Consider the following 20,741-nt stretch of genomic DNA (forward strand, 5'->3'; position numbering starts at 1 on the left):
AGGTCAGAGCCTATTTTGACGTGGGCATGGCGTCCGATATGCACCACTAGGTCAGATCGTAGGTGATGTGGGTCATGTGGGGTGCTTCACCGTGGATCTGACGGGCGGTTCCCATAGGGCTACGGACTGGTGTCCTTCACGGGGTCCTCGAATGTGACCGGGGCCTCGAAGGCGGCCCTGCGGGTGGCTCGGCGGAGGGCCTTGAGGATCGCCGGGCCGAGGGTCAGGGTCAGGACGACCGTCGTGATGGCCCGGCCGAGGTCCCAGCCGAGGGAGGTGGCCAGGCAGTACGTGATGAAGCGGGCCAGGTTCTCCGGGGCGGAGGCGCCCGGGTCGAAGGCGATGTTCGAGGCGAGCCGGTCGATGAAGGGCCAGCCGGCCATGTTGGTGAAGGTGCCGTAGGCGAAGGCGGCGAGAAAGCCGTAGGCCGCGATCATCAGGCGTTCCCTGGTGCCGCGGATGGTCTCCGGGCCGGGGAGGAGGCCCGCGCCCATCGTGAACCAGCCCATCGACAGCATCTGGAACGGCATCCAGGGGCCGACTCCGCCGGTGAGCAGGGCGGACGCGAACAGGCTGAGAGCGCCGAGGACGAAGCCGAAGCCCGGACCCAGGACCCGGCCGCTGAGCAGCATCAGGAAGAACATCGGCTCGATGCCGGCGGTGCCGCCGCCGAGGGGGCGCAGGGCGGCGCCGGTCGCGGCGAGGACGCCGAGCATGGCCACGGCCTTCGGGCCGAGGCCCGACTCCGAGATCGTCGCCGCGACGACGGCCATGAGGAGGACGAGGAGTCCGGCGAAGAGCCAGGGCGCGTCTTGGGCGTGTTCGGTCGCCTGAGAGGTGGGTGGTGAGAAGAAGGGCCAGGTCAGGGCGGCGAGGCCGATGGCGCTGACGAGGGTGAGGGTGAGAAGGGACCGAGGGCCCAAGCGGATGGGGCGGGCTGTGTTCCGCACCGTGGGACGGCTCATCGCAGGGCCTGCTCGACCTGGGTGACCGTGAGCCAGTGCTGCGGCGCCAGGATCTTGGTGACCTGGGGGGCGAAGGAGGGGGAGGAGACGACGACGTCCGCCGTCGGGCCGTCGGCGATGATCTCGCCCTCGGCCAGGAGGATCACCCGGTGGGCCAGCTCCGCGGCCAGTTCCACGTCGTGGGTGGCCAGGACGATGGCGTGGCCCGTCGCCGCGAGGTCTCTCAGCACGGTGACCAGGCGGGCCTTCGCCGCGTAGTCCAGGCCTCTGGTCGGTTCGTCGAGGAGGAGCAGGGGCGGGCGGGCGGTGAGGATGACGGCGAGCGCGAGGGCCAGGCGCTGGCCCTCGGAGAGGTCTCTCGGGTGGGTGTCGTCCTGGACGCCGGGGAGCAGGTCGTGCACGAGGGTACGGCAGGTGCCGGGTTCCGCCCCGGCGTCGTGGTCCGCGGCCGTGCATTCGGCGGCGACCGTGTCGGCGTAGAGGAGGTCCAGGGGTTGCTGGGGGACCAGGCCCACGTGGCGGATCAGGTCGCGGGGGCGGGTGCGGTGGGGGGTGACGCCGTTTACCTCCACGGTGCCGGAGGTGGGCGTGAGCAGGCCTACGAGGGTGTTGAGGAGGGTGGACTTTCCGGCGCCGTTGCGGCCCATGAGTGCGATGGTCTCGCCGGGGGTGATGGTGAGGGTGGTTTTGTGGAGGGCGCGGATCCTGTCTCGGGTGACGGTGAGCTGGTGCGTTTCGCCCAGTGGTTCGGAGGGTGCGGAGTGTCGGCGGGTGCGGGTTGCCTGTGGTTGATCGCGCCCCGCGGCGGAGCCGCACACAGACGCTGCCCCGCGCTGAAGGCAGTTGCTGTCCCGCTTGCTGAGTTGCTCCCTGAGATCCGCAGCTCGTCGCCGTGCGTCCCGGACCGTCAGGGGCAGCGGCGACCAACCTGCCAGGCGGCCCAGGTCCACCACCGGTGGGGTTACCGGAGAGACGGCCATCATGTCCGAAGGGGGGCCCAGGAGCGGGGTCGCGCCCGGAGCCGGGAGCAGGACCACCTGGTCCGCGTACTGGATGACGCGCTCCAGGCGGTGTTCCGCCATCAGGACCGTCGTGCCCAGGTCGTGGACCAGGCGCTGGAGGACCGCCAGGACCTCTTCGGCCGCCGCGGGGTCCAGGGCTGACGTCGGTTCGTCGAGGATCAGGACGCTGGGGTGGGGGGTGAGGACCGAGCCGATCGCCACTCGTTGCTGCTGGCCGCCGGAGAGGGTGGCGATCGGGCGGTCGCGCAGGGATGCCAGGCCGAGGAGGTCCAGGGTTTCCTCCACCCGGCGGCGCATCACGTCCGGTGCCAGGCCCAGGGACTCCATGCCGTAGGCGAGTTCGTCCTCCACCGTGTCCGTCACGAAGTGGGACAGCGGGTCCTGGCCCACCGTGCCGACCACGTCGGCCAGTTCCCGGGGCTTGTGGGTGCGGGTGTCCCGGCCCGCCACCGTGACGCGGCCGCGCAGGGTGCCGCCCGTGAAGTGGGGGACCAGGCCGCTCACCGCGTTGAGGATCGTGGACTTGCCCACGCCGGACGGGCCCACCAGGAGGACCAGTTCGCCTTCCGGGACCTCGAAGTCGACGTTCTGGACGGTCGGTTCGGTGCGGCCGTCGTAGGTCACCGAGACGTTCTCGAAGCGGATCACGACGGGTCCTTCGGGGTCGGCGTGAGGAAAGCGGGGAGCAGGCCGAGCAGGATCGCTGCCGCCGGCCAGAGGGGGAGGGTGGGGGCCGTCAGGGGGATCACGCCCGGTTCCAGGGATGCCGGGTCCTGTGCCGCGGCCACGAACATCAGCGCCGCGACCGCCGCACCTGACGCCGTGACCAGCCACGCCTTCGCGTCCCAGGGATCCGGACGGTAGCGCGTGCGGGTGGCTCGGCGACCGCCCAGGCGCAGGCCCACGAGGGCGGCGGCGAGACCGGCGAGGAGGACCGGCAGGCCGTAGGCGCCGCCTTCCGCCGTGAGGACGCCGTACGTTCCGGCGCAGACGCCGAGCAGGCCGCCGACGGTGAGGGCGGCGGTGGTGCGGCGGACGGCGGCAGGGACGTCGGCGGTACGGCCGTAGCCGCGGGCGTCCATGGCGGCGGCCAGGGCGACGGAGCGTTCGAGGGCGCCTTCCAGTACGGGGAGGGCGACCTGGAGGAGGCCGCGGATGCCGTTGTCCGGGCGGCCTCTGAGGCGGCGGGCGGAACGCAGGCGTTGGACGTCCGCGATGAGGTTCGGGGCGAAGGTGAGGGCGACGACCACCGCGACGCCCATCTCGTACAGGGCGCCCGGGAGGCATTTCAGGAGCCGGGTGGGGTTGGCGAGGGCGTTCGCGGCGCCTACGCAGATGAGGAGCGTGGCGAGCCTGAGGGCGTCGTAGAACGCGAAGACGAGGCCCTCCGCGTGCACCCTTCCGCCGAGGCGGATGCCCTGGGCCCAGGAGGGGAGGGGGATCTCGGGGAGGGTGAGGAGGGTGTGGGTGCCGGGGATGGGGGAGCCGAGGAAGGTCGTGAAGGCGAGGCGGATGAGGAGGACGGCGAGGGCGAGTTTGAGGAAGGCGGAGTAGGAGCGGGACCAAGGGGTGTTCTGGCGGCAGGTCGCCACGACGTAGGCGGACGTCGCCGTGAGGAGGGCGAGGAGGAGGGGGTTGGTGGTGCGGGTTGCCGCCGTGCCGAGCGCGAGCGCCCAGAGCCACCAGGCGCCGGGGTGCAGTTGATGGCCGGGGGTGGGGTGCGCCTGCCCGCGCCTGCGGGGTGCTGCTTCCTTCATGGCGGAGGCCGCCCTGCCACCCGACTGCCCGCGGCTGCGTGCGTTACGCATTTCGGCGTCGGCGTGCTTGCCAGACTGCCGCCGCTCCCAGTGCCGCCACTCCCGCCGCTCCCGCCCACAGGCCCAGGGACGGGTTGTCGTCGTCGTTCGTGTTCTTGTCGGCCGGCTTGGTGATCTCGTCGCCGCACCCCGCGCTCGGGTAGCCGCCGATCGCGCACAACAGGGCGTTGGAGTCGTAGCGGAGGGGCTTGGCCACCTTCGCCAGGGCCTCGGCCGTCGTGGCGTCCTCGGGGACGCTGACGCAGACCGTGCGGGGGCGGGGCGGGGTTTCCGAGGAGGGGGCGTCCGACTTCGTGCCGAAGTCGATGACCAGGGCTACTCGCTTGTTGCCCGGCCGCTCCGGCGTTCTCGCGCAGATCGTGCCGAAGGTCGCCGTGCCGCGTGGCCGGGCCGCCTCCGACGAGTCCTCGCTCAGGGTGAAGCGGAACCCCTGGACGTCGCCGTCCGAGGGGACGCTCGTGGAGGGGCCCTGGGTGGCGTAGATCCACGACGAGCCCTGCCGGTCCCAGAAGGACCAGTAGCGGTACGTCGCCGCCTGCGCCGGGGGCGCCGCGCACAGTGCCAGGGCCGCGAGCACGAGTGCGGCGCAGACCCGGCGTATCACAGCTGCTGCCCCTTGTTGCGGCCGCTGATCAGGAAGCCGACGCCGATGCCCGCGACCAGGCCGACACCGATGATCCACCAGACGCTGACGCCACCGTCCTCGTCCTTCTTCTCGTCGTCCTTCTTCTCCTCCGCCGTCTCCGCGCCCGTGGCCCGCTGCTGCGGCTCCGGGCCGGTCGCGTTGAGCAGCTTCACCAGGTCCGCACCGCCGAAGTCACGCGGGTTCGCGCCCGCCGCGTCCGCCGCGAGGATCAGCTGCGCGTAGGCGGCCGGGCCGTTCTGCTTCGCCCAGTCCGCGGAGTTCTCCTCCAGCCAGGTCAGCGGCTCCCGCGCCGCCTTCGGGCCGCCCGCGACGGCCAGCGCGACGACCGCGTCGGCCGTGTTGCCGTAGTCGGGCTGGTCCTCGGCGCCGGCGAGGGCGGACTTGAGGTAGCCGTCCTTCTTCATGGTCTCGGCGAGGTAGGACGCGCCGTTCTCGGCGGACTGGTCCGGGTCGGCCTTGGCGGTGTCGGCGCAGGCGAGGTCCGTGTCGGCGGCGGCCTTCGCCGACGCCATGCTCATGCCCTTCATGCCGAGCACGGCCGCGGCGGTCGCGTCCGCGTTGGCGGCCAGCTTGCCCTTCTTGTCGGGCTGGTAGGCGAAGGCGCCGTCCTCGGAGCAGGGGAGGGCGAGGTCGCGCAGGGCGTCGTAGGGGGACTTGCCGCCGACCACCACGGTGTCGGGGTCCTGGCCGACGGCGTTGAGCGCGCCGATCACGACCGCGGTCGAGTTGGCGTCACTCGGGCCGCCGGGCATGTAGCCCCAGCCGCCGTCCTTGTTCTGCACGCTCTTCAGCCACTTGACGGCGGACAGGGCGTCGTCCATGAGGCCGCCGCCGTCGGCCTCGGCCAGCGCCTGGGCCGCGGCTGCCGTGCTGTTGGTGTCCACCATGACCTTGTCGTCGCAGGCCTTTGCGGGCTCGGCGCGGAAGGCGGCGAAGGCGCCGTTCTGGCACTGCTGGCCCAGCAGCCAGCCGACGGCCTTGGTGGCGGGCAGGGCGCCCGACTTGACCTGGGCGATCAGGGTCAGGGACTGGCGCCAGACGCCGTCGTACGTCGGGTCGTGGTCGCCGTAGAGCCCGGAGGGGATCGCCACGGACGGCGAGGGGGACGGAGACGCGGCCACGGCGGGCGTGGCCAGGCCGATCACGGCGGTGGCGGCAAGGACCGCGGCGCTGCGGCGGACGTTCATGATCGGCGGGTGCCTCTCCCTGAAGGGAGCCGGGCAGCACGGGAGGAACCCCGGGCGGCTCGGCTCCGTAGACCTCGACGGAGCCATGCGCCGACTGACCGCCGACGCACGCGAGCCGTTCACGTACCGCGTGGGGCAGTCCGGCTCGCAGCGTGGTTGGCTGCTCACGGTTGCGGGTCAGCGCCGGATTTGCACCGGCTTCCCCCCGTACGGGTGTGATGACGACGCGGCCACTCTACCGGCCCGTAGCGGAACGCCTGAGGGGAGGCTGTGGGCGCGGGTAGCTTCGGCCCATGACGATCTTGGGGAGGCCGGGCCGGCTGATCGGTTCGGGGCGCGCGTCCGATGTGTACGAGCTCGACGAGGGGTGGGTGCTGCGCCGGGACCGGGAGGGGTACGGGGACGGGGTGGCGGAGGCCGCCCTGATGGAACGGCTGCACGGGTACGGCTATCCGGTGCCGAGGGTGCGGCTCGCGGACTGTACGCGCGGTGAGCTGGTGATGGAGCGGCTGCACGGGCCGACGATGCTGGAGGCCTTCGGGGCGGGGCGGATCGGCCCGACGGAGGCCGGGCGGACTCTGGCCCGCCTGCTACGGCAGTTGCACACCCTCCCCGGCCGCGTGGTCCACCTGGACCTCCACCCCGACAACGTCATGCTCACGCCGCACGGTCCCTACGTCATCGACTGGACCAACGCCGAGGAAGGCGACCCGGGCCTGGACTGGGGCATGTCGGCGCTGATCCTGGCGCAGGTGGCCACGGCGGACGAGCAACTCGCCGGTCCCGTGCGGGAGACGCTCGCCGCTCTCCTGTCCGACCCCTCCGACCTCACCTCACCCGGCCTGACGGAGGCCCGACGCCGCCGTGCCGCCAACCCGACGATGACGGCTCGGGAGCTCGAAGTCCTCGGGGCGGCGGAGGAGTTGGTGCGGTCGTTCATGGGCTAGGCGCGCGGGGTCGGTCCGGCGAAGGCCAGATGCAGGGTGCGGGAGGAGAGGAGCCAGGTTCCGTCGGGCTGCCGGCGGAACGTGTCCTCGTAGTGGCCCACCTGGACCGGCGGGCCCGGCGCGACCAGGCCGCCCGCGCAGCCGTCGACTCGGTACGTCGTGAAGTACGAGGTCGCCGTCGCCGTGTCCGGAGCCGTCGCCGTGACGAGGATGTTGGACATCAGGCGGCGCGAGAGACGGTCGGCGGGGCGGGCGCCGAAGTACTCCCGCAGTGCCTCGCGGCCCTTGATCAGCCGGTCGCCCGCGGGCCACTGCCAGAAGCCGTCCTCGGTGAACAACTCGGCCACGGAGGCCGGTTCGCCGAGGTCGAGGCGGTGGACGAAGTCGATGACGAGACGCTCGCAGGCGCGCTGGGGGTCGGGAAGTGTCTGCATGATCCCGAACGGTAGTCACACGGCCACGTACGTCACCGGTTCGCTCCCCGTCACCGCCTCCGCTCGGCCCAGCTTCACCAGGCGGCGCAGGTGGGACTCGGCCTCGGAGACGGCGATGTTCCGGGAGCCGTAGGGGATGTGGGACCAGGGGCGGTTCCACTCCATCCGCTCGGCCAGCTGCCAGGGCGTGAGGGGGGTGGAGAGGAGGGAGAGGAGGTCGGTCAGGCGGCTTTCGTGGTGGGCCAGCAAGTCGTCCACGCGCCCCGGGGCGTTGGTGAACGCGTGCTGGTGGGCCGGGAGGATCTCGGCGGGGGAGAGGCGGGCCACTCGTTCCAGGGAGTCCAGGTAGTCGCCGAGGGGGTCGGTGACCGTGGCGTCGTCGGGGTCCTCGTACAGACCGATGTGGGGGGTGATCTCCGGGAGCACGTGGTCGCCGGAGAACAGGCGGCCGTTGCCCTCCAGTTCCGAGGGGTGGGTCTCCTCCAGGTGCAGGCAGACGTGGCCCGGGGTGTGGCCGGGGGTCCAGATCGCGCGCAGGCGGCGGCCGGGGAGCGGGAGCAGTTCGCCGGGCGTGATGTCCCTGTCCGGCAGGGCGGGGGTCAGACCGGGTAGGGTGCGGCGGCGGGCGGTGCGCAGGGGTGCCACGTGGTCCTCGGGGGCGCCGGCCGCCGTCAGCTTCGCCGCCATGTACGTGAACCAGCGCTCCGGTTCCGCCGATCGCGTGCGGCGCACGATCGCCGCGTCCGCCTCGTGCATCGCGATCCAGGCGCCGGACGCCTCTCGGACCTTGCCGGACAGGCCGTGGTGGTCGGGGTGGTGGTGGGTCACGACCACCCCGTGGATCTCGGCGGGCGTAGTGCCGCAGGCTCGTAGGCCCTCGGACAGCGTGTCCCAGGACTCCGGGTCGTCCCAGCCGGTGTCGATCAGCACCGGGCCCCGGTCGGTGTCGAGGACGTACACCAGGGTGTGGCCGAGGGGGTTGTCCGGGATGGGCACCCTCAGGGACCGGACGCCGCCGCCATGGTCGTACACCTGCGTCATGGGCTCCCCCAATCACCGCACCCGCCACCAGCCTCGGCCACTATAACTAGAACGGGTTTCGATGGGAGCCCGAGTCACCGACCCGCACCCGGATCCGCAAGCGGATCTCGCCGCCGGTCCGTTGTGTGCGTGCCGTGGACTCCCCGGGGTGGAACTGGTATCAGTTCCGTGTATCTGATGGTTCGTCAGAGTCAGGCTCAGGGGAGGCAGTCGGCCATGACCGAGCTCGTGGAACACGGACAGCTGATCATCGGCGGGGAGTTGACCGACCCCCTCGGCAAGGACGTCATCGAGGTGATCTCGCCGCACACGGAGCAGGTCATCGGGCGGGTGCCGCACGCGTCGGACGGGGATGTCGACCGGGCCGTCGCCGTGGCGCGGAAGGCCTTCGACGAGGGGCCCTGGCCCCGGGCCTCCCTCGAGGAGCGGATCGCGGTCGTCTCCCGGATCAAGGACGCCATCGCCGTACGGCACGAGGAGATCGCCCGGGTCATCTCCTCCGAGAACGGCTCGCCCTACTCCTGGAGCATCCTCGCCCAGGCCCTCGGCGCGATGATGGTGTGGGACTCGGCGATCACCGTCGCGCGGAACTTCACCTACGAGGAACAGCGGGACGGCGTGCTCGGGAAGATCCTCGTGCGGCGCGAGCCCGTCGGGGTCGTGGCGGCCGTGGTCCCCTGGAACGTGCCGCAGTTCGTCGCCGCCGCCAAGCTCGCGCCCGCGCTGCTCACCGGCTGCACGGTGATCCTCAAGCCCTCGCCCGAGTCGCCGCTCGACGCCTATCTCCTCGCGGACATCGCGCGCGAGGCCGGTCTGCCCGAGGGCGTGCTGTCCATCCTGCCCGCCGACCGGGAGGTCAGCGAGTACCTCGTCGGGCATCCCGGCGTCGACAAGGTCTCCTTCACGGGGTCCGTCGCCGCCGGCAAGCGGGTCATGGAGGTCGCCGCCCGCAATCTCACCCGTGTGACCCTCGAGTTGGGCGGCAAGTCGGCGGCCGTCGTGCTGCCCGACGCCGATGTCGACGCGGCCGTGGCGGGCATCGTCCCCGCTGCCTGGATGAACAACGGACAGGCCTGTGTGGCCCAGACCCGCATCCTCCTGCCGCGCTCCCGCTACGACGAGTTCGCCGAGGCCCTCGCCGCCGCCGCGAACGCCCTCGTCGTCGGCGACCCCCTGGACCCGGCGACCCAGGTCGGCCCCCTCGTCGCCCGCCGCCAGCAGCAGCGCAACCTCGACTACATCCGCATCGGACAGGAGGAGGGCGCCAAGATCCTTGCCGGCGGCGGGCGTCCGCACGGCATGGACCGGGGGTGGTACGTCGAGCCGACGCTCTTCGGCGACGTCGACAACTCCATGCGCATCGCGCGCGAGGAGATCTTCGGGCCCGTGGTCTGCCTGCTGCCGTACGGCGACGAGGCGGAGGCCGTGAAGATCGCCAACGACTCGGACTACGGGCTCAGCGGCAGTGTCTGGACCGCCGACGTCGAGCGCGGGATCGAGGTCGCCCGCCAGGTCCGTACCGGCACCTACTCCGTCAACACCTTCAGCCTCGACATGCTCGGCCCCTTCGGCGGCTACAAGAACTCCGGTCTGGGGCGGGAGTTCGGGCCCGAGGGGTACGGGGAGTACCTCGAACACAAGATGATCCATCTTCCGGCGGGCTGGGAGGCGTAGAGGGGATGGGAGACCGCTGGCACGTCGAGGTCGACCGGTCGGTGTGCATCGGCTCGGCCCAGTGCGTCCACCGCGCCCCCGACGGCTTCCGCCTCGACACGGCCCGCCAGTCCCACCCGGTCGACGCCGACATGGACGCGGGCGAGGGTGTGCTCGCGGCGGCGGAGAACTGCCCGGTGGAGGCGATCTCGATCACGCTGCTGGGGAGCGGGGAGCCCGTGTTCCCGCCCGAGGAATAGGCGAGGAATGGGGGTGTATGACCCTTTCCATCCACGTACGGGCGTTCTATTATGGAAGGCGGCCTACGGGACGAGCAGTCAGCACCGACTCCTCACCGGAGTAGCCGACTCAGGCGAGACCCCAGAAGGTGTGGGATCCGCCGGAGCCGACGTCGACGGTCGGAATCGGAGTCCGTCTCGTAGGTCCTTCACGTGTCCGTGGGCGCCGTGAGGTCGATCAGTCGGCAGACCGTCTCGATGTCGATCTTCACCTGGGCGATCGAGGCACGGCCGGACAGCCAGGTGATCAGTGCCGAGTGCCAGGTGTGCTCGATGACCCGGACCGCGGACAACTGCTCCGGCGTCGGGTTCTCCTGGCCCATCGCGTCCAGGATGATCACGGTCGTCTGCCGGGACACCTGGTCCACCTCGGGGGACACGCTGCGGTCCGCGAAGGTCAGCGCCCGGACCATGGCGTCGGCCAGATGCGGCTCGCGCTGCAGGGCGCGGAAGGCGCGCATCAGCGTCTCCGCGACCCGCTCCGCGGCCGTCTCGCCCGCGGGCGGCTTCTTCCGCAGCGTCCCGTGCATGTGCTCCAACTGGTCCTGCATCGTGGCGACCAGCAGATGGATCTTGGACGGGAAGTAGCGGTACAGGGTGCCGAGGGCGACCTGGGAGGACTCGGCGACCTCCCGCATCTGTACGGCGTCGAAACCGCCCCGGCTGGCGAGCTGCGCGCTGGCGTGCAGGATGCGACGGCGACGGGCCTCCTGGCGCTCGGTGAGCGGCGGCGAGGCGGGGCTTGCGCTACTGGCTTCCGCGGGCATGGATCCCGTTCCGTGACAGTCGGTGAGGAGAGGTGATCGGACAGAGCATGCCAGCTCGCCGGCCGTGGCGTGAATCACCTGATCCACCGCTCACAGGGGCGCTACCTGCCGGTAGATTCGGAGCCTCTTGAACGATCAAGTCTGTAACTTGTTCTAGATTAGCGTCCCGGCGTAATCTCGCGGGACAGTGCAGGCAGAAGGGGGCCCGGAGTGACCGCTGAGGCCAGTCGGACGGGTTCCCCCACGGAGCCCGCCGCGGACGGCGGGCGACCGCTCGACATCGCGCTCCTCACCTACAAAGGGAACCCGTTCTGCGGCGGCCAGGGCGTCTACGTCCGGCACCTCTCCCGCGAACTGGCCCGCCTCGGCCACCGCGTCGAGGTCATCGGCGCCCAGCCGTACCCGGTGCTCGACGAGGGCGTCACACTGACCGAGCTGCCCAGCCTCGACCTGTACCGCCAGCCCGACCCCTTTCGCACGCCCGGGCGCGGCGAGTACCGCGACTGGATCGACGCGCTGGAAGTGGGCACCATGTGGACCGGCGGCTTCCCCGAGCCGCTGACCTTCTCCCTGCGCGCCCGCCGCCATCTGCGGTCCAGGCGCGGGCAGTTCGACGTCGTCCACGACAACCAGACGCTCGGCTACGGCCTGCTGGGCGACGTGGGCGCGCCCCTGGTCACCACCATCCACCACCCCATCACCGTGGACCGGCAGTTGGAGCTGGACGCGGCCGAGGGCTGGCAGCGGCGGTACTCGGTGCGCCGCTGGTACGCCTTCACCCGGATGCAGAAGCGCGTCGCGCGCCGGCTCCCGTCCGTCCTCACCGTCTCCGGCACCTCCCGATCCGAGATCGTCGAGCACCTCGGCGTGCGCGAGGAGCGGGTCCACGTCGTGCACATCGGCGCCGACACCGACTTGTTCAAGCCGGATCCGTCCGTGGCGGTCGTACCGGGACGGATCGTCACGACCTCCAGTGCGGACGTCCCCCTCAAGGGGCTCGTCTTCCTCGTCGAGGCGCTCGCCAAGGTGCGCACCGAGCACCCCGACGCCCATCTCGTCGTCGTCGGCAAGAAGCCCGGCGAGGGCCCGGTCGCGGCGGCGGTCGAGCGGTACGGCCTCGAAGGCGCCGTCGAGTTCGTCAAGGGCATCTCCGACGCGGAACTGGTCGACCTGGTCCGCTCGGCGCAGGTCGCCTGTGTGCCGTCGCTGTACGAGGGGTTCTCCCTCCCGGCGGCCGAGGCCATGGCGACGGGCACGCCCCTGCTCGCCACGACGGGCGGGGCGATCCCCGAGGTCGCCGGCCGGGACGGGGAGACCTGCTTGGCCGTACCTCCGGGGGACGCGGGGGCGCTGGCGGCCGGTCTGAGCCGACTTCTGGGTGACGCCGAACTGAGAGTGCGGCTGGGGCAGGCCGGACGCGAGCGGGTCCTGCGGCACTTCACCTGGGCCCGGGCGGCGGAGGGCACGGTGGCCCACTACCGACAGGCCCTGACCACCGGCACCGCGCCCTCCCTCGCTTCCGCACCCCTCACCGTGAACGACGCCCATCTCAACCCCGAAAGCAGGGCCACGTGCTGACCGTCGACTTCTCCCGGTTCCCGCTCGCCCCGGGCGACCGTGTGCTGGATCTCGGCTGCGGTGCCGGCCGGCACGCCTTCGAGTGCTACCGGCGCGGCGCCCAGGTCGTCGCGCTGGACCAGAACGGCGAGGAGATCCGCGAGGTCGCGAAGTGGTTCGCGGCGATGAAGGAGGCGGGCGAGGCGCCGGAGGGTGCCACCGCGACCGCGATGGAGGGCGACGCCCTGGCGCTGCCCTTTCCCGACGAGTCCTTCGACGTCGTCATCATCTCCGAGGTCATGGAGCACATCCCGGACGACAAGGGAGTCCTCGCCGAGATGGTCCGGGTGCTCAGGCCCGGCGGCCGGATAGCCATCACGGTCCCGCGCTACGGCCCCGAGAAGGTCTGCTGGGCGCTGTCCGACGCCTACCACGAGGTGGAGGGCGGTCACATCCGCATCTACAAGGCGGACGAACTGCTCGCGAAGATACGCGAGGCGGGCCTCAAGCCGTACGGCACCCATCACGCGCACGCGCTGCACTCGCCGTACTGGTGGCTGAAGTGCGCGTTCGGCGTCGACAACGACAAGGCGCTGCCGGTGCGGGCGTACCACAAGCTGCTGGTCTGGGACATCATGAAGAAGCCGCTGGCGACGCGGGTCGCCGAGCAGGCCCTGAACCCGCTGATCGGCAAGAGCTTCGTGGCGTACGCGACCAAGCCGCACCTGCCTCAGGTGGCCGGCTCGTGACCACGCCCCGGACAGAACACCTCGTCCTGCCCGGGGTCCTCACCGTCGAGCAGGCCGCCGCGACCGTCGCCGGACTGCTCGCCGTACAGCGGGAGGACGGTGCCATCCCGTGGTTCCGGGGCCACCACCTGGACCCCTGGGACCACGTCGAGGCGGCCATGGGCCTGGACGCGGCCGGTGAGCACGACGCGGCCGAGCGGGCGTACGAGTGGCTCGCCCGCCACCAGAACGAGGACGGTTCCTGGTACGCGGCGTACCAGGACGGAGCGTTCGACGAGGTCACCGACCGCGGCCGGGAGACGAACTTCGTCGCCTACATAGCCGTGGGCGTGTGGCACCACTACCTCTCCACGGGCGACGACACGTTCCTGGACCGTATGTGGCCTGCCGTGTACGCGGCGACGGAGTTCGTGCTGCGGCTGCAGCAGCCGGGCGGGCAGATCGGCTGGCGCCGCGACGACGACGGCACGCCCGCGACGGACGCGCTGCTGACCGGGTCCTCGTCGATCCATCACGCGCTGCGGTGCGCGCTCGCCATCGCCGAGCAACGCGAAGAGCCCCAGCCGGACTGGGAGTTGGCGGCAGGAGCGCTGCGGCACGCGATCCGCCGGCACCCCGAGCGGTTCCTGGACAAGGACCGCTACTCGATGGACTGGTACTACCCGGTGCTGGGCGGCGCGCTGACCGGCACGGAGGCCAAGGCCCGCATCGAGGAGTCCTGGGAGCAGTTCGTCGTGCCCGGCCTCGGTGTGCGGTGCGTGGTCCCCAACCCCTGGGTGACGGGCGGGGAATCGGCCGAACTCGCCCTGGCCCTGTGGGCGATGGGCGAGTCCGACCGGGCGCTGGACATCCTGCAGTCGATCCAGCATCTGCGCGACGACGAGACGGGCCTGTACTGGACGGGCTACGTCTTCGACGACGACGCGATCTGGCCGAGGGAACTGACCACATGGACGGCGGGGTCGCTGCTGCTCGCGGTGGCCGCGCTGGGGGGACACGAGGCCACCTGCCAGGTGTTCGGCGGCGAGCAGCTGCCTGCCGGCCTGGACCCCGACTGCTGCGCCTGACTCAAGGGCCAAGGGGCGCGGGGAACTGCGCGACCAGCCACGACGGCGCCGCAGCCGATCGACTGCCATCCCCGCACCCCAGCGGAGCGCTCAGTGGCGGTGGACGCGGTTCGCGATGGCGTGTCCGACGAACAGGTAGACCACCGCTGCGAGACCGTACCCCGCCACGACCCTGGCCCACTGCTCGTCGAACGTGAACAGGTCGTGGGACCAGCCGGCCAGCCAGCGGGCGACGTCGTGCACGAACTGCACGAAGTCGTTGCCGGGGTTGGCGTCCAGCAGGTACATCAGGATCCACAGGCCGAGGATGAAGGCCATGACGTCGGCGACGATCGCTATGACCGTGCCGGCCTGATTGGCACCGTTGCGATATCGAGGGGACATGTCCCACGGGTTGCCCCTCAAACGCGCCTGAAACCCGCCCAGGAGCCCAAGCCTAGGAGTTCAACTCGGCCAGCACGCGCAGGGACTCCGGGTCGGGGGCGAGGGCCAGCAGGTCGGTCACCGGGCCCTTGCGCCACAGATCCAGGCGCTCGGCGATGCGTTCGCGGGGGCCGACGAGGGAGATCTCGTCGGCGAAGGCGTCGGGGACGGCCAGGACGGCTTCCTCGCGGTGGCCTTCGAGGAACAGGCGCTGGATCCGGCGGGCCTCCTCCTCGTACCCCATGCGGGCCATGAGGTCCGCGTGGAAGTTGCGGCGCGCGTGGCCCATGCCGCCGATGTAGAAGCCGAGCATCGCCTTCACGGGGAGCAGGCCTTCGGCGACGTCGTCGCAGACCTTCACGCGGGCCATGGGGGCGATACGGAAGCCTTCCGGGAGAACCTCCGGGAGGGCGTACGTCTCGGGGCGGGTCGGGGACCAGTACAGAGGGAGCCAGCCGTCGGCTATCCGGATCGTCTGGGCCACGTTCTTCGGACCCTCGGCGCCGAGGAGGACGGGGAGGTCGGGGCGCAGGGGGTGCGTGATGGGTTTGAGGGGCTTGCCCAGGCCGGTGGCGTCCTCGGCCCGGTAGGGCAGGGGGTGGTAGTGGCCGTCCAGTTCCACGGGGGACTCGCGCCTCAGCACCTGCCGTACGACATCGACGTACTCCCTCGTCGCCGTCAGCGGCGACTTCGGGAACGGGCGGCCGTACCAGCCCTCCACCACCTGCGGACCGGACAGGCCGAGGCCGAGCGTCATGCGGCCTCCGGAGAGGTGGTCGAGGGTGAGGGCGTGCATGGCGGTGGTGGTCGGGGAGCGGGCGGCCATCTGGGCAATCGCCGTACCCAGCTTGATGGTTGCGGTCCGGGCGGCGATCCAGGTGAGGGGGGTGAAGGCGTCCGAGCCCCAGCTCTCCGCCGTCCAGACCGAGTCGTAGCCGAGGCGTTCCGCCTCCTGTGCGAGCGGGAGGTGGTCCGGGGAGGGGCCGCGGCCCCAGTAGCCGAGCGCCAGACCTAGCCGCATATGTGCCTCCTGACGATGCGTCAGCCCGGGTGGCGACTGTACGACAACGGCCCCTCACCGGGAAGGGTGAGGGGCCGTTGTACGGCTGTTGCCGCTTGGATCAGCCGCGCTGGATGCCGCTGGTGTCCTGGAGGACACCGCGACGGCCGTCCTGCGTCTGCGCGATCAGGGCCGGGCCGCGCTGCTCCACGGCCAGGTACCAGGTGCCGGGGGCCAGTTCGGCGATCGGCGTGGGCGAACCGTCCTCCGCGAACAGCGGGCGGGCGACCGGAACGGCGAACCAGAACGGGGAGAAGTCCCCGGCCGGCTGCGGCGCGGGCGCCTGCGGCTGGCCCTGCTGCGGCGCCGGACCACCGAAGGGCTGCCCGGCCTGCGGCTGCCCTGCCTGGGGCTGCCCACCGAACGGCTGCCCCTGCTGCGGCTGCGGGGCGCCGGGGTAGCCGTAACCACCCTGCGGCTGACCGCCGTAGGGCTGCGGGGCGGCGGGACGGGGGGCCGGGACGAGGGCGGCCTGGAGGGCGGGGACGAGCGGGCTCGCGACGGCGGCACCGGCGAGCAGGAGGGCGGCGATCAGGCCGAGGATCAGGCCGGCTCCGGCGCTCACGTCGGCGGCGCCGAAGGTGTCGCTGAACGCGCCCAGCGGGTCGAAGATCGTCCAGAGCGCGGTCCACGCCGAGAAGATCGTGAGCCCGACGCCCAGCGGGCCGAGGTCGAGTCCGGCGACCTTGCGCGGCTGCGGCAGCGCACGGGCGACAACGATCAGGACCGCACCAAGGATGCCGCCGACGTACATGCTCATCACCAGGCCGAGGTTGTCCCAGGCGTTGGGGATGTCGTCGCCGGAGCCGTCGAACGTGGCGAGGAACGACGCGACGAAGAGCAACACCGCTGCTCCGATCACCACGCCGTCGCCTCGAGTGAGGGAGCGGATATTCACTTCAGGTCCTTCGTAGGTCGTCTCGTCATCGGTAGAGGCGTCGCTGTCACCATGTCGCCGTCAGGCCCCGGTGTGAAGCGCGGGGGTGGCCCCTCATCGTAAGGACGACCTTATCGTCCACACGATCAGGCTGTCCGCCGGGATCAGCGCGCTGATCACTACCCGCGCAGGAAACTCACGATTCCGCCAGAGATCCCTTGCGCCGCCTTCTGCCGCCAGGCACCGCTGGTCAGCTGTGCCGCGTCCTTGCTATCGCGCATGTTGCCGCACTCGATGAACACCTTGGGAACCGTTGACAGATTGAGACCGCCCAGGTCCTCACGCGTGACGAGACCGGAGCCGTCGCCCACGTAGTTGGAGGGCGCGCTGCCGGTGGCACGGACGAAGTTGCCCGCGATGCGCTCGCCGAGGTCGCGGGAGGAGGCGACGATCGGACGGGTGTCGGCGGCCCCGGAGTTCACCGGGCCGGGGAGGATGACGTGGAAGCCGCGGTTGCCGGAGCCGGCGCCGTCCGCGTGGATCGACACCACCGCGTCGGCCTCGGCCTTGTTGCCGATGCGCGCCCGCTCGTCGATGCACGGGCCGTACGTCCGGTCCCCGTCCTGCGTCAGTTTCACCGTGGCGCCCTGCTGTTCCAGCAGCGTGCGCAGCCGGTGGGCGACGTCCAGGGTGAACTCGGCCTCGGTGTAGCCGGAGTTGGTGGCCGTGCCGGTGGTGTCGCACTCCTTGTACCCGGAGCCGATGTCCACCTTGCGGTTGATCTCGGCGGTGTGCCGGAAGTTGCTCGGGTTGTGGCCGGGGTCGATGACGACGACCTTGCCCTTGAGGGTGGCGGCCGTGGAGTCCGCGGTGGGGCTCGGGCTCGGCTTCTCGTCGTCGGGGGAGTCGGTGGGGGAACCGGCCGGCGAGCCGGCGCGGGTCGGCGTCGCCGCGGCCGTACGGTCCGCGCCGCCTCCGTCGTCCGCGGTGCCCACCGCCTCGTACACCACCCATCCGAGCAGCGCGCCGGGGACGAGCGCGGCGAGCGCGACCGTCAGGGGGCTTCGGCGGGGGCGGCGGGGCTGGGGATCGAATTCGGGGCCTGCGTACGACACGTCTGCGACTCTAACCGTGCCCTCAGATCCCCGCCCCCGCTCGCCGCAGCACCCGCAGCGAGTCGGTCGCCGAGACCTCGTGGAAGGCGCCGGAGGCCAGGGCCCGGAGATAGACGCGGTACGGAGCCTGGCCGGTGAACTCGTCCACCGGGTCGGGGAAGACGTCGTGGATCACCAGGAGGCCACCCTCGGCCACATGGGGGGCCCAGCCCTCGTAGTCGGCCGTGGCGTGCTCGTCGGTGTGGCCGCCGTCGATGAAGACCAGGCCGAGGGGGGTGCCCCAGACCTTCGCCACCTGCGGGGAGCGGCCGACCAGGGCGATCACGTGGTCCTCCAGCCCGGCTCCGTGCAGGGTGCGGCGGAAGGTCGGCAGGGTGTCCATCAGGCCGATCTCGGGGTCGACCGTCTCGGGGTCGTGGTAGTCCCAGCCGGGCTGCTGCTCCTCGCTGCCGCGGTGGTGGTCGACCGTGAGGGCCGTCACTCCGGCGGCGCGGGCCGCGTCGGCGAGGAGGATCGTGGAGCGGCCGCAGTAGGTGCCGACCTCGAGGAGGGGCAGGCCCAGCTCGCCCGCCTCCCTGGCCGCCGCGTACAGGGCCAGGCCCTCGACCGTGGGCATGAACCCCTTCGCCGCCTCGAACGCGGCCAGGATCTCGGGCTTGGGCTCCGGGGTCATGGTGGGGGCCTTTCGGTCGTACGACGGTCTCGGCGCCCCATGCTGCCGCACCCCCCGGTCGGGGAGCTACCGGGGGGTACGGCGGGGCGGGGGCCGCCCGGAGGGACAGCGGGGTGCGGTGTGCGGGCCGGGTCAGGGCGCGTCGGAGATGTCGAGCTTGTTCACCTTGATCCGGGAGGTGTCGAACTCCCAGGCCACGTAGAACTTGCCCGGGGCGTACTCGTCGGCCATCGGGTACGTGTCCCAGCCCTGGCCCGTCGTGCCCTGCTGGTCGGGGTCCTGGTCGGCCACCGCGCCGTTGGCGAAGAACTTGCCGGCGCTCCAGGCGGCACCGGGGCGTTTGGTCTTGTAGTTCAGGACGTCGCGGCTGGTGGCCGTGTTGTACAGGGTCAGGTACTGGCCGTTGCCGTCCTTGATGAACTGGACCTTGGAGTTGAGGCTCGGCACGTTGCCGTCGAGCGTGAAGGGGGTCCAGGTCAGGCCGCCGTCGGAACTCGTGGCCGTCGCCGCCCGGGTCTGGGTGCCGATGCTGCGGGCGACCATGACCAGCTTGTTCGGGTCGTCCTGCGAGACGGCGACCTGGGGTTCGGCGGCGTCGAGGTTCGACGGGTCGGGCACGATGCCGCCGGCCGTCCAGGTCTTCAGGTCCGAGGAGATCAGCACGCCGTTCTGGCGGCCCGAGGCCCAGAACGGGATGACGTGCTTGCCGCTCGCCAGCTTGACCGGCCGTCCCGCGAAGATGAGGTTCGCGAGTCCCTCGTCGGCGGTCGTGCCGGGCAGGTCGAGCGGCATGGTGACGGGGTGGTCCTGCCAGGTGTGGCCCTCGTCGGTGCTGCGCTTGACCACGATGGCGTCGATCGGCAGACCCGAGTTGTTGTCGGCGGACGACTTGGTCCGGCCGAGGTAGGCGAACAGCTCGCCGCCGTTCTGGTAGAGCACCACGAAGTGCCAGGAGTACTCGCTGGTGTCCTGGGCGAGGACCTGCGGGTGGCTCCACTTCGCGCCGCCGTCGGTGGTGTACGCGTAGCGGATGTAGCCGTGGTCGACCTGGCCCGGGACGATGCCCTCCCGCCAGGCCACGACCGCGTTGTTCGCGCTGGTGGCGATGATGTCGGGGGTGCGGGGGCCGTCGCCCTCGGTGGTCGCCTGGACGTGGGCGACGGACTCGCTCGAGGTGCCCTCGGCGGAGGCCGGTCCGGGCAGCAGCAGGCCGGTCACGAGGGCGAGGACCAGCGCGGTCAGGAGCGCGGGCACGGCCCGCTTGCGGGTCACCACAGCCATTGCTGGTCCTTGTTCGTGCCGCAGGTCCACTGGATGGCCTGCACGCCGACGGTCGAGCTGGTGTTGGGGACGGCGAGGCAGAGGCCCGTCTCGGCGTTGCGCAGTCGTTCGTCGCCGTCGTGGAGCCAGACCTGCTCGTCGCCCTGCTCGGTGCCGCAGCCCCACTGGATGGCCTTCACGCCGGGGTCCGGGTTGCCGCCCGGGATGGCCAGGCACTTGCCGCTCGCCTTGTTGACGACGTGGTAGCCGCCGCCCGTCATCGGCTTCAGCGACCAGTAGTTGCTGTCGCTGTAGCTGCACGTCCACTGCACCATCACGGTGTTGTTGTCCGGGCTGGAGGCGGGGTTGGCCAGGCAGAAGCCGGTGCCCTGGTTGAACAGGCGGGCGTTGACGACGGCTTCGGCGGCCGCGGCCGTCGGCACCGGGCCGGTCAGTGACGATCCCGTCAGCACGGGCGCCAGGAAAAGGGCGGCGGCCGCCAGAACGGCGGCCGCCTTTCTTTGCAGGTTCATGACAGAGAAGAATCCTTCGTCACTTCAACGGGAAGGTGTCAGTACGTCCACCGCTGGTTGAAGTTCTCGGTGCAGGTCCACTGGATGACCTCGGTGCCGTTGGCGGTGCTGGAGTTGGGGACCGCCAGGCACTTGTCGCTGTTGAGGTTGCGCAGTCGGCCCCAGCTGTCCTTGATGAAGACCTGCTCGGTCTTGCGGGAGTCGCAGCCCCACTGAACGGCTTGGGTGCCCAGCGCCGTGCTGGAGTTGGGGATGGCGACGCACAGCTTGCTGTTGAGGTTGCGGATGATGTACCGGTTGCCGTCGCCCCCGGCGACGCCCGTCAGGGTCCAGTCCTGCTCGGAGAAGTTGTTGCACTCCCACTGGATCAGGCCCGTACCGGCCGCCTGGCCGGCGTTGGGCACCGCGAGACACTTGCCGGTGGCCACGTTCTTCAGCGGCCGGTAGTCGTCTTCCGCGTGGGCGGTGGTGGACAGGGACACGGCGCACACGGCGGTGGCGGTGACCGCGGCGGCCTTCGTCAGGGTCTTGGCGAACATGGGCGGGTCAACTCCGTCGGTTGCAGGGGGTGGTCGCTGGTGCCCGACCAGGATGCGAGCCGACCTGCGGTGATGTCGTTAGCAACGGGTCCACTGCGACTTGGCGGAGC

The 20,741-nt window shown here is 71.3% G+C and carries 22 protein-coding genes; 6 read left to right on the top strand and 16 right to left on the bottom strand.

Annotation, left to right across the window (positions count from 1 at the left end; genetic code table 11):
* Positions 1-119 precede the first annotated feature (119 nt).
* The 5 genes from ACWDRW_RS07355 to ACWDRW_RS07375 are packed head-to-tail and all read right to left on the bottom strand — an operon-like array spanning position 120 to position 5,637.
* Positions 120-965, bottom strand: a complete 846-nt coding sequence (locus ACWDRW_RS07355) for an ECF transporter S component (protein WP_451721268.1) — start codon at positions 963-965, stop codon at positions 120-122.
* On the bottom strand, positions 962-2,635 hold the full coding sequence (locus ACWDRW_RS07360) for an ABC transporter ATP-binding protein (RefSeq protein ID WP_451721270.1): 1,674 nt from the start codon (positions 2,633-2,635) through the stop codon (positions 962-964). The genes ACWDRW_RS07355 and ACWDRW_RS07360 overlap by 4 nt, the downstream gene beginning before the upstream one ends.
* Entirely contained in the window at positions 2,632-3,744 is a 1,113-nt protein-coding gene (locus ACWDRW_RS07365; RefSeq protein WP_451721272.1) for an energy-coupling factor transporter transmembrane component T, read from the bottom strand. Before ACWDRW_RS07365 ends, ACWDRW_RS07360 begins: the two co-directional genes overlap by 4 nt.
* A 43-nt stretch (positions 3,745-3,787) precedes the next feature.
* Entirely contained in the window at positions 3,788-4,408 is a 621-nt protein-coding gene (locus ACWDRW_RS07370; protein WP_451721274.1) for an SCO2322 family protein, read from the bottom strand.
* Complete coding sequence (locus ACWDRW_RS07375; protein ID WP_451721276.1) at positions 4,405-5,637, bottom strand: prenyltransferase/squalene oxidase repeat-containing protein; 1,233 nt, start codon at positions 5,635-5,637, stop codon at positions 4,405-4,407. Before ACWDRW_RS07375 ends, ACWDRW_RS07370 begins: the two co-directional genes overlap by 4 nt.
* 293 nt (positions 5,638-5,930) lie before the next feature.
* On the opposite strand from ACWDRW_RS07375, the gene ACWDRW_RS07380 reads away from it, so the two are divergent.
* Positions 5,931-6,584, top strand: a complete 654-nt coding sequence (locus ACWDRW_RS07380) for a phosphotransferase (protein ID WP_451721278.1) — start codon at positions 5,931-5,933, stop codon at positions 6,582-6,584.
* Here ACWDRW_RS07380 and ACWDRW_RS07385 read toward each other — a convergent pair.
* Positions 6,581-7,018, bottom strand: a complete 438-nt coding sequence (locus ACWDRW_RS07385; protein ID WP_451721280.1) for a nuclear transport factor 2 family protein — start codon at positions 7,016-7,018, stop codon at positions 6,581-6,583. The two genes, ACWDRW_RS07380 and ACWDRW_RS07385, sit on opposite strands and share 4 nt — an antisense overlap.
* A 15-nt stretch (positions 7,019-7,033) precedes the next feature.
* On the bottom strand, positions 7,034-8,059 hold the full coding sequence (locus ACWDRW_RS07390; protein ID WP_451721282.1) for an MBL fold metallo-hydrolase: 1,026 nt from the start codon (positions 8,057-8,059) through the stop codon (positions 7,034-7,036).
* 216 nt (positions 8,060-8,275) lie between these two features.
* Between ACWDRW_RS07390 and ACWDRW_RS07395 the strand changes: the two genes are divergently transcribed.
* Together ACWDRW_RS07395 and ACWDRW_RS07400 are read left to right on the top strand one after the other, a co-directional pair.
* Positions 8,276-9,733 (top strand): aldehyde dehydrogenase, encoded by a 1,458-nt coding sequence (locus tag ACWDRW_RS07395; RefSeq protein WP_451721284.1) that lies wholly within the window; start codon positions 8,276-8,278, stop codon positions 9,731-9,733.
* A gap of 5 nt (positions 9,734-9,738) precedes the next feature.
* The gene (locus tag ACWDRW_RS07400) at positions 9,739-9,972 is read left to right on the top strand and encodes a ferredoxin (RefSeq protein WP_451721286.1); all 234 of its coding nucleotides are present in this window, start codon (positions 9,739-9,741) and stop codon (positions 9,970-9,972) included.
* A 188-nt stretch (positions 9,973-10,160) separates the two neighbouring features.
* Here ACWDRW_RS07400 and ACWDRW_RS07405 read toward each other — a convergent pair whose 3' ends face one another.
* Positions 10,161-10,778, bottom strand: a complete 618-nt coding sequence (locus ACWDRW_RS07405; protein ID WP_451721288.1) for a TetR family transcriptional regulator — start codon at positions 10,776-10,778, stop codon at positions 10,161-10,163.
* Positions 10,779-10,988: 210 nt separating this feature from the next.
* On the opposite strand from ACWDRW_RS07405, the gene ACWDRW_RS07410 reads away from it, so the two are divergent.
* From ACWDRW_RS07410 to ACWDRW_RS07420, 3 genes are read left to right on the top strand one after another with little or no spacing between them, the layout of a single operon-like run.
* Positions 10,989-12,356: a glycosyltransferase family 4 protein gene (locus ACWDRW_RS07410; RefSeq protein ID WP_451721290.1), complete on the top strand. Its 1,368-nt coding sequence runs from the start codon at positions 10,989-10,991 to the stop codon at positions 12,354-12,356.
* Positions 12,350-13,084, top strand: a complete 735-nt coding sequence (locus ACWDRW_RS07415) for a class I SAM-dependent methyltransferase (protein WP_451721292.1) — start codon at positions 12,350-12,352, stop codon at positions 13,082-13,084. Before ACWDRW_RS07410 ends, ACWDRW_RS07415 begins: the two co-directional genes overlap by 7 nt.
* Positions 13,081-14,151 carry a prenyltransferase gene (locus tag ACWDRW_RS07420; RefSeq protein WP_451721294.1) on the top strand — a complete coding sequence of 357 codons (1,071 nt, stop codon included), beginning with the start codon at positions 13,081-13,083 and terminating at the stop codon, positions 14,149-14,151. Before ACWDRW_RS07415 ends, ACWDRW_RS07420 begins: the two co-directional genes overlap by 4 nt.
* 90 nt (positions 14,152-14,241) lie before the next feature.
* Here the strand turns inward: ACWDRW_RS07420 and ACWDRW_RS07425 are convergent, their stop codons facing one another.
* The 8 genes from ACWDRW_RS07425 to ACWDRW_RS07460 form a co-directional block, all read right to left on the bottom strand.
* Positions 14,242-14,535, bottom strand: a complete 294-nt coding sequence (locus ACWDRW_RS07425; protein WP_451721296.1) for a hypothetical protein — start codon at positions 14,533-14,535, stop codon at positions 14,242-14,244.
* Positions 14,536-14,587: 52 nt separating this feature from the next.
* On the bottom strand, positions 14,588-15,595 hold the full coding sequence (locus ACWDRW_RS07430) for an LLM class F420-dependent oxidoreductase (protein WP_451721298.1): 1,008 nt from the start codon (positions 15,593-15,595) through the stop codon (positions 14,588-14,590).
* Between the two features lie 100 nt (positions 15,596-15,695).
* Positions 15,696-16,532 (bottom strand): hypothetical protein, encoded by an 837-nt coding sequence (locus ACWDRW_RS07435; protein ID WP_451721300.1) that lies wholly within the window; start codon positions 16,530-16,532, stop codon positions 15,696-15,698.
* Between the two features lie 158 nt (positions 16,533-16,690).
* The gene (locus ACWDRW_RS07440) at positions 16,691-17,626 is read right to left on the bottom strand and encodes an N-acetylmuramoyl-L-alanine amidase (RefSeq protein WP_451721302.1); all 936 of its coding nucleotides are present in this window, start codon (positions 17,624-17,626) and stop codon (positions 16,691-16,693) included.
* A 22-nt stretch (positions 17,627-17,648) separates the two neighbouring features.
* Positions 17,649-18,299: a class I SAM-dependent methyltransferase gene (locus tag ACWDRW_RS07445; protein WP_451721304.1), complete on the bottom strand. Its 651-nt coding sequence runs from the start codon at positions 18,297-18,299 to the stop codon at positions 17,649-17,651.
* 132 nt (positions 18,300-18,431) lie between these two features.
* Entirely contained in the window at positions 18,432-19,580 is a 1,149-nt protein-coding gene (locus ACWDRW_RS07450; RefSeq protein ID WP_451721306.1) for a sialidase family protein, read from the bottom strand.
* A complete protein-coding gene (locus ACWDRW_RS07455; RefSeq protein WP_451721308.1) occupies positions 19,568-20,092 on the bottom strand; it encodes an RICIN domain-containing protein in 525 nt (174 codons plus the stop codon). Before ACWDRW_RS07455 ends, ACWDRW_RS07450 begins: the two co-directional genes overlap by 13 nt.
* Before the next feature lie 38 nt (positions 20,093-20,130).
* Positions 20,131-20,631 carry an RICIN domain-containing protein gene (locus ACWDRW_RS07460; protein ID WP_451721310.1) on the bottom strand — a complete coding sequence of 167 codons (501 nt, stop codon included), beginning with the start codon at positions 20,629-20,631 and terminating at the stop codon, positions 20,131-20,133.
* Positions 20,632-20,741: the final 110 nt, after the last annotated feature.

The sequence above is a fragment of the Streptomyces sp. NPDC003635 genome (genome assembly GCF_053587635.1).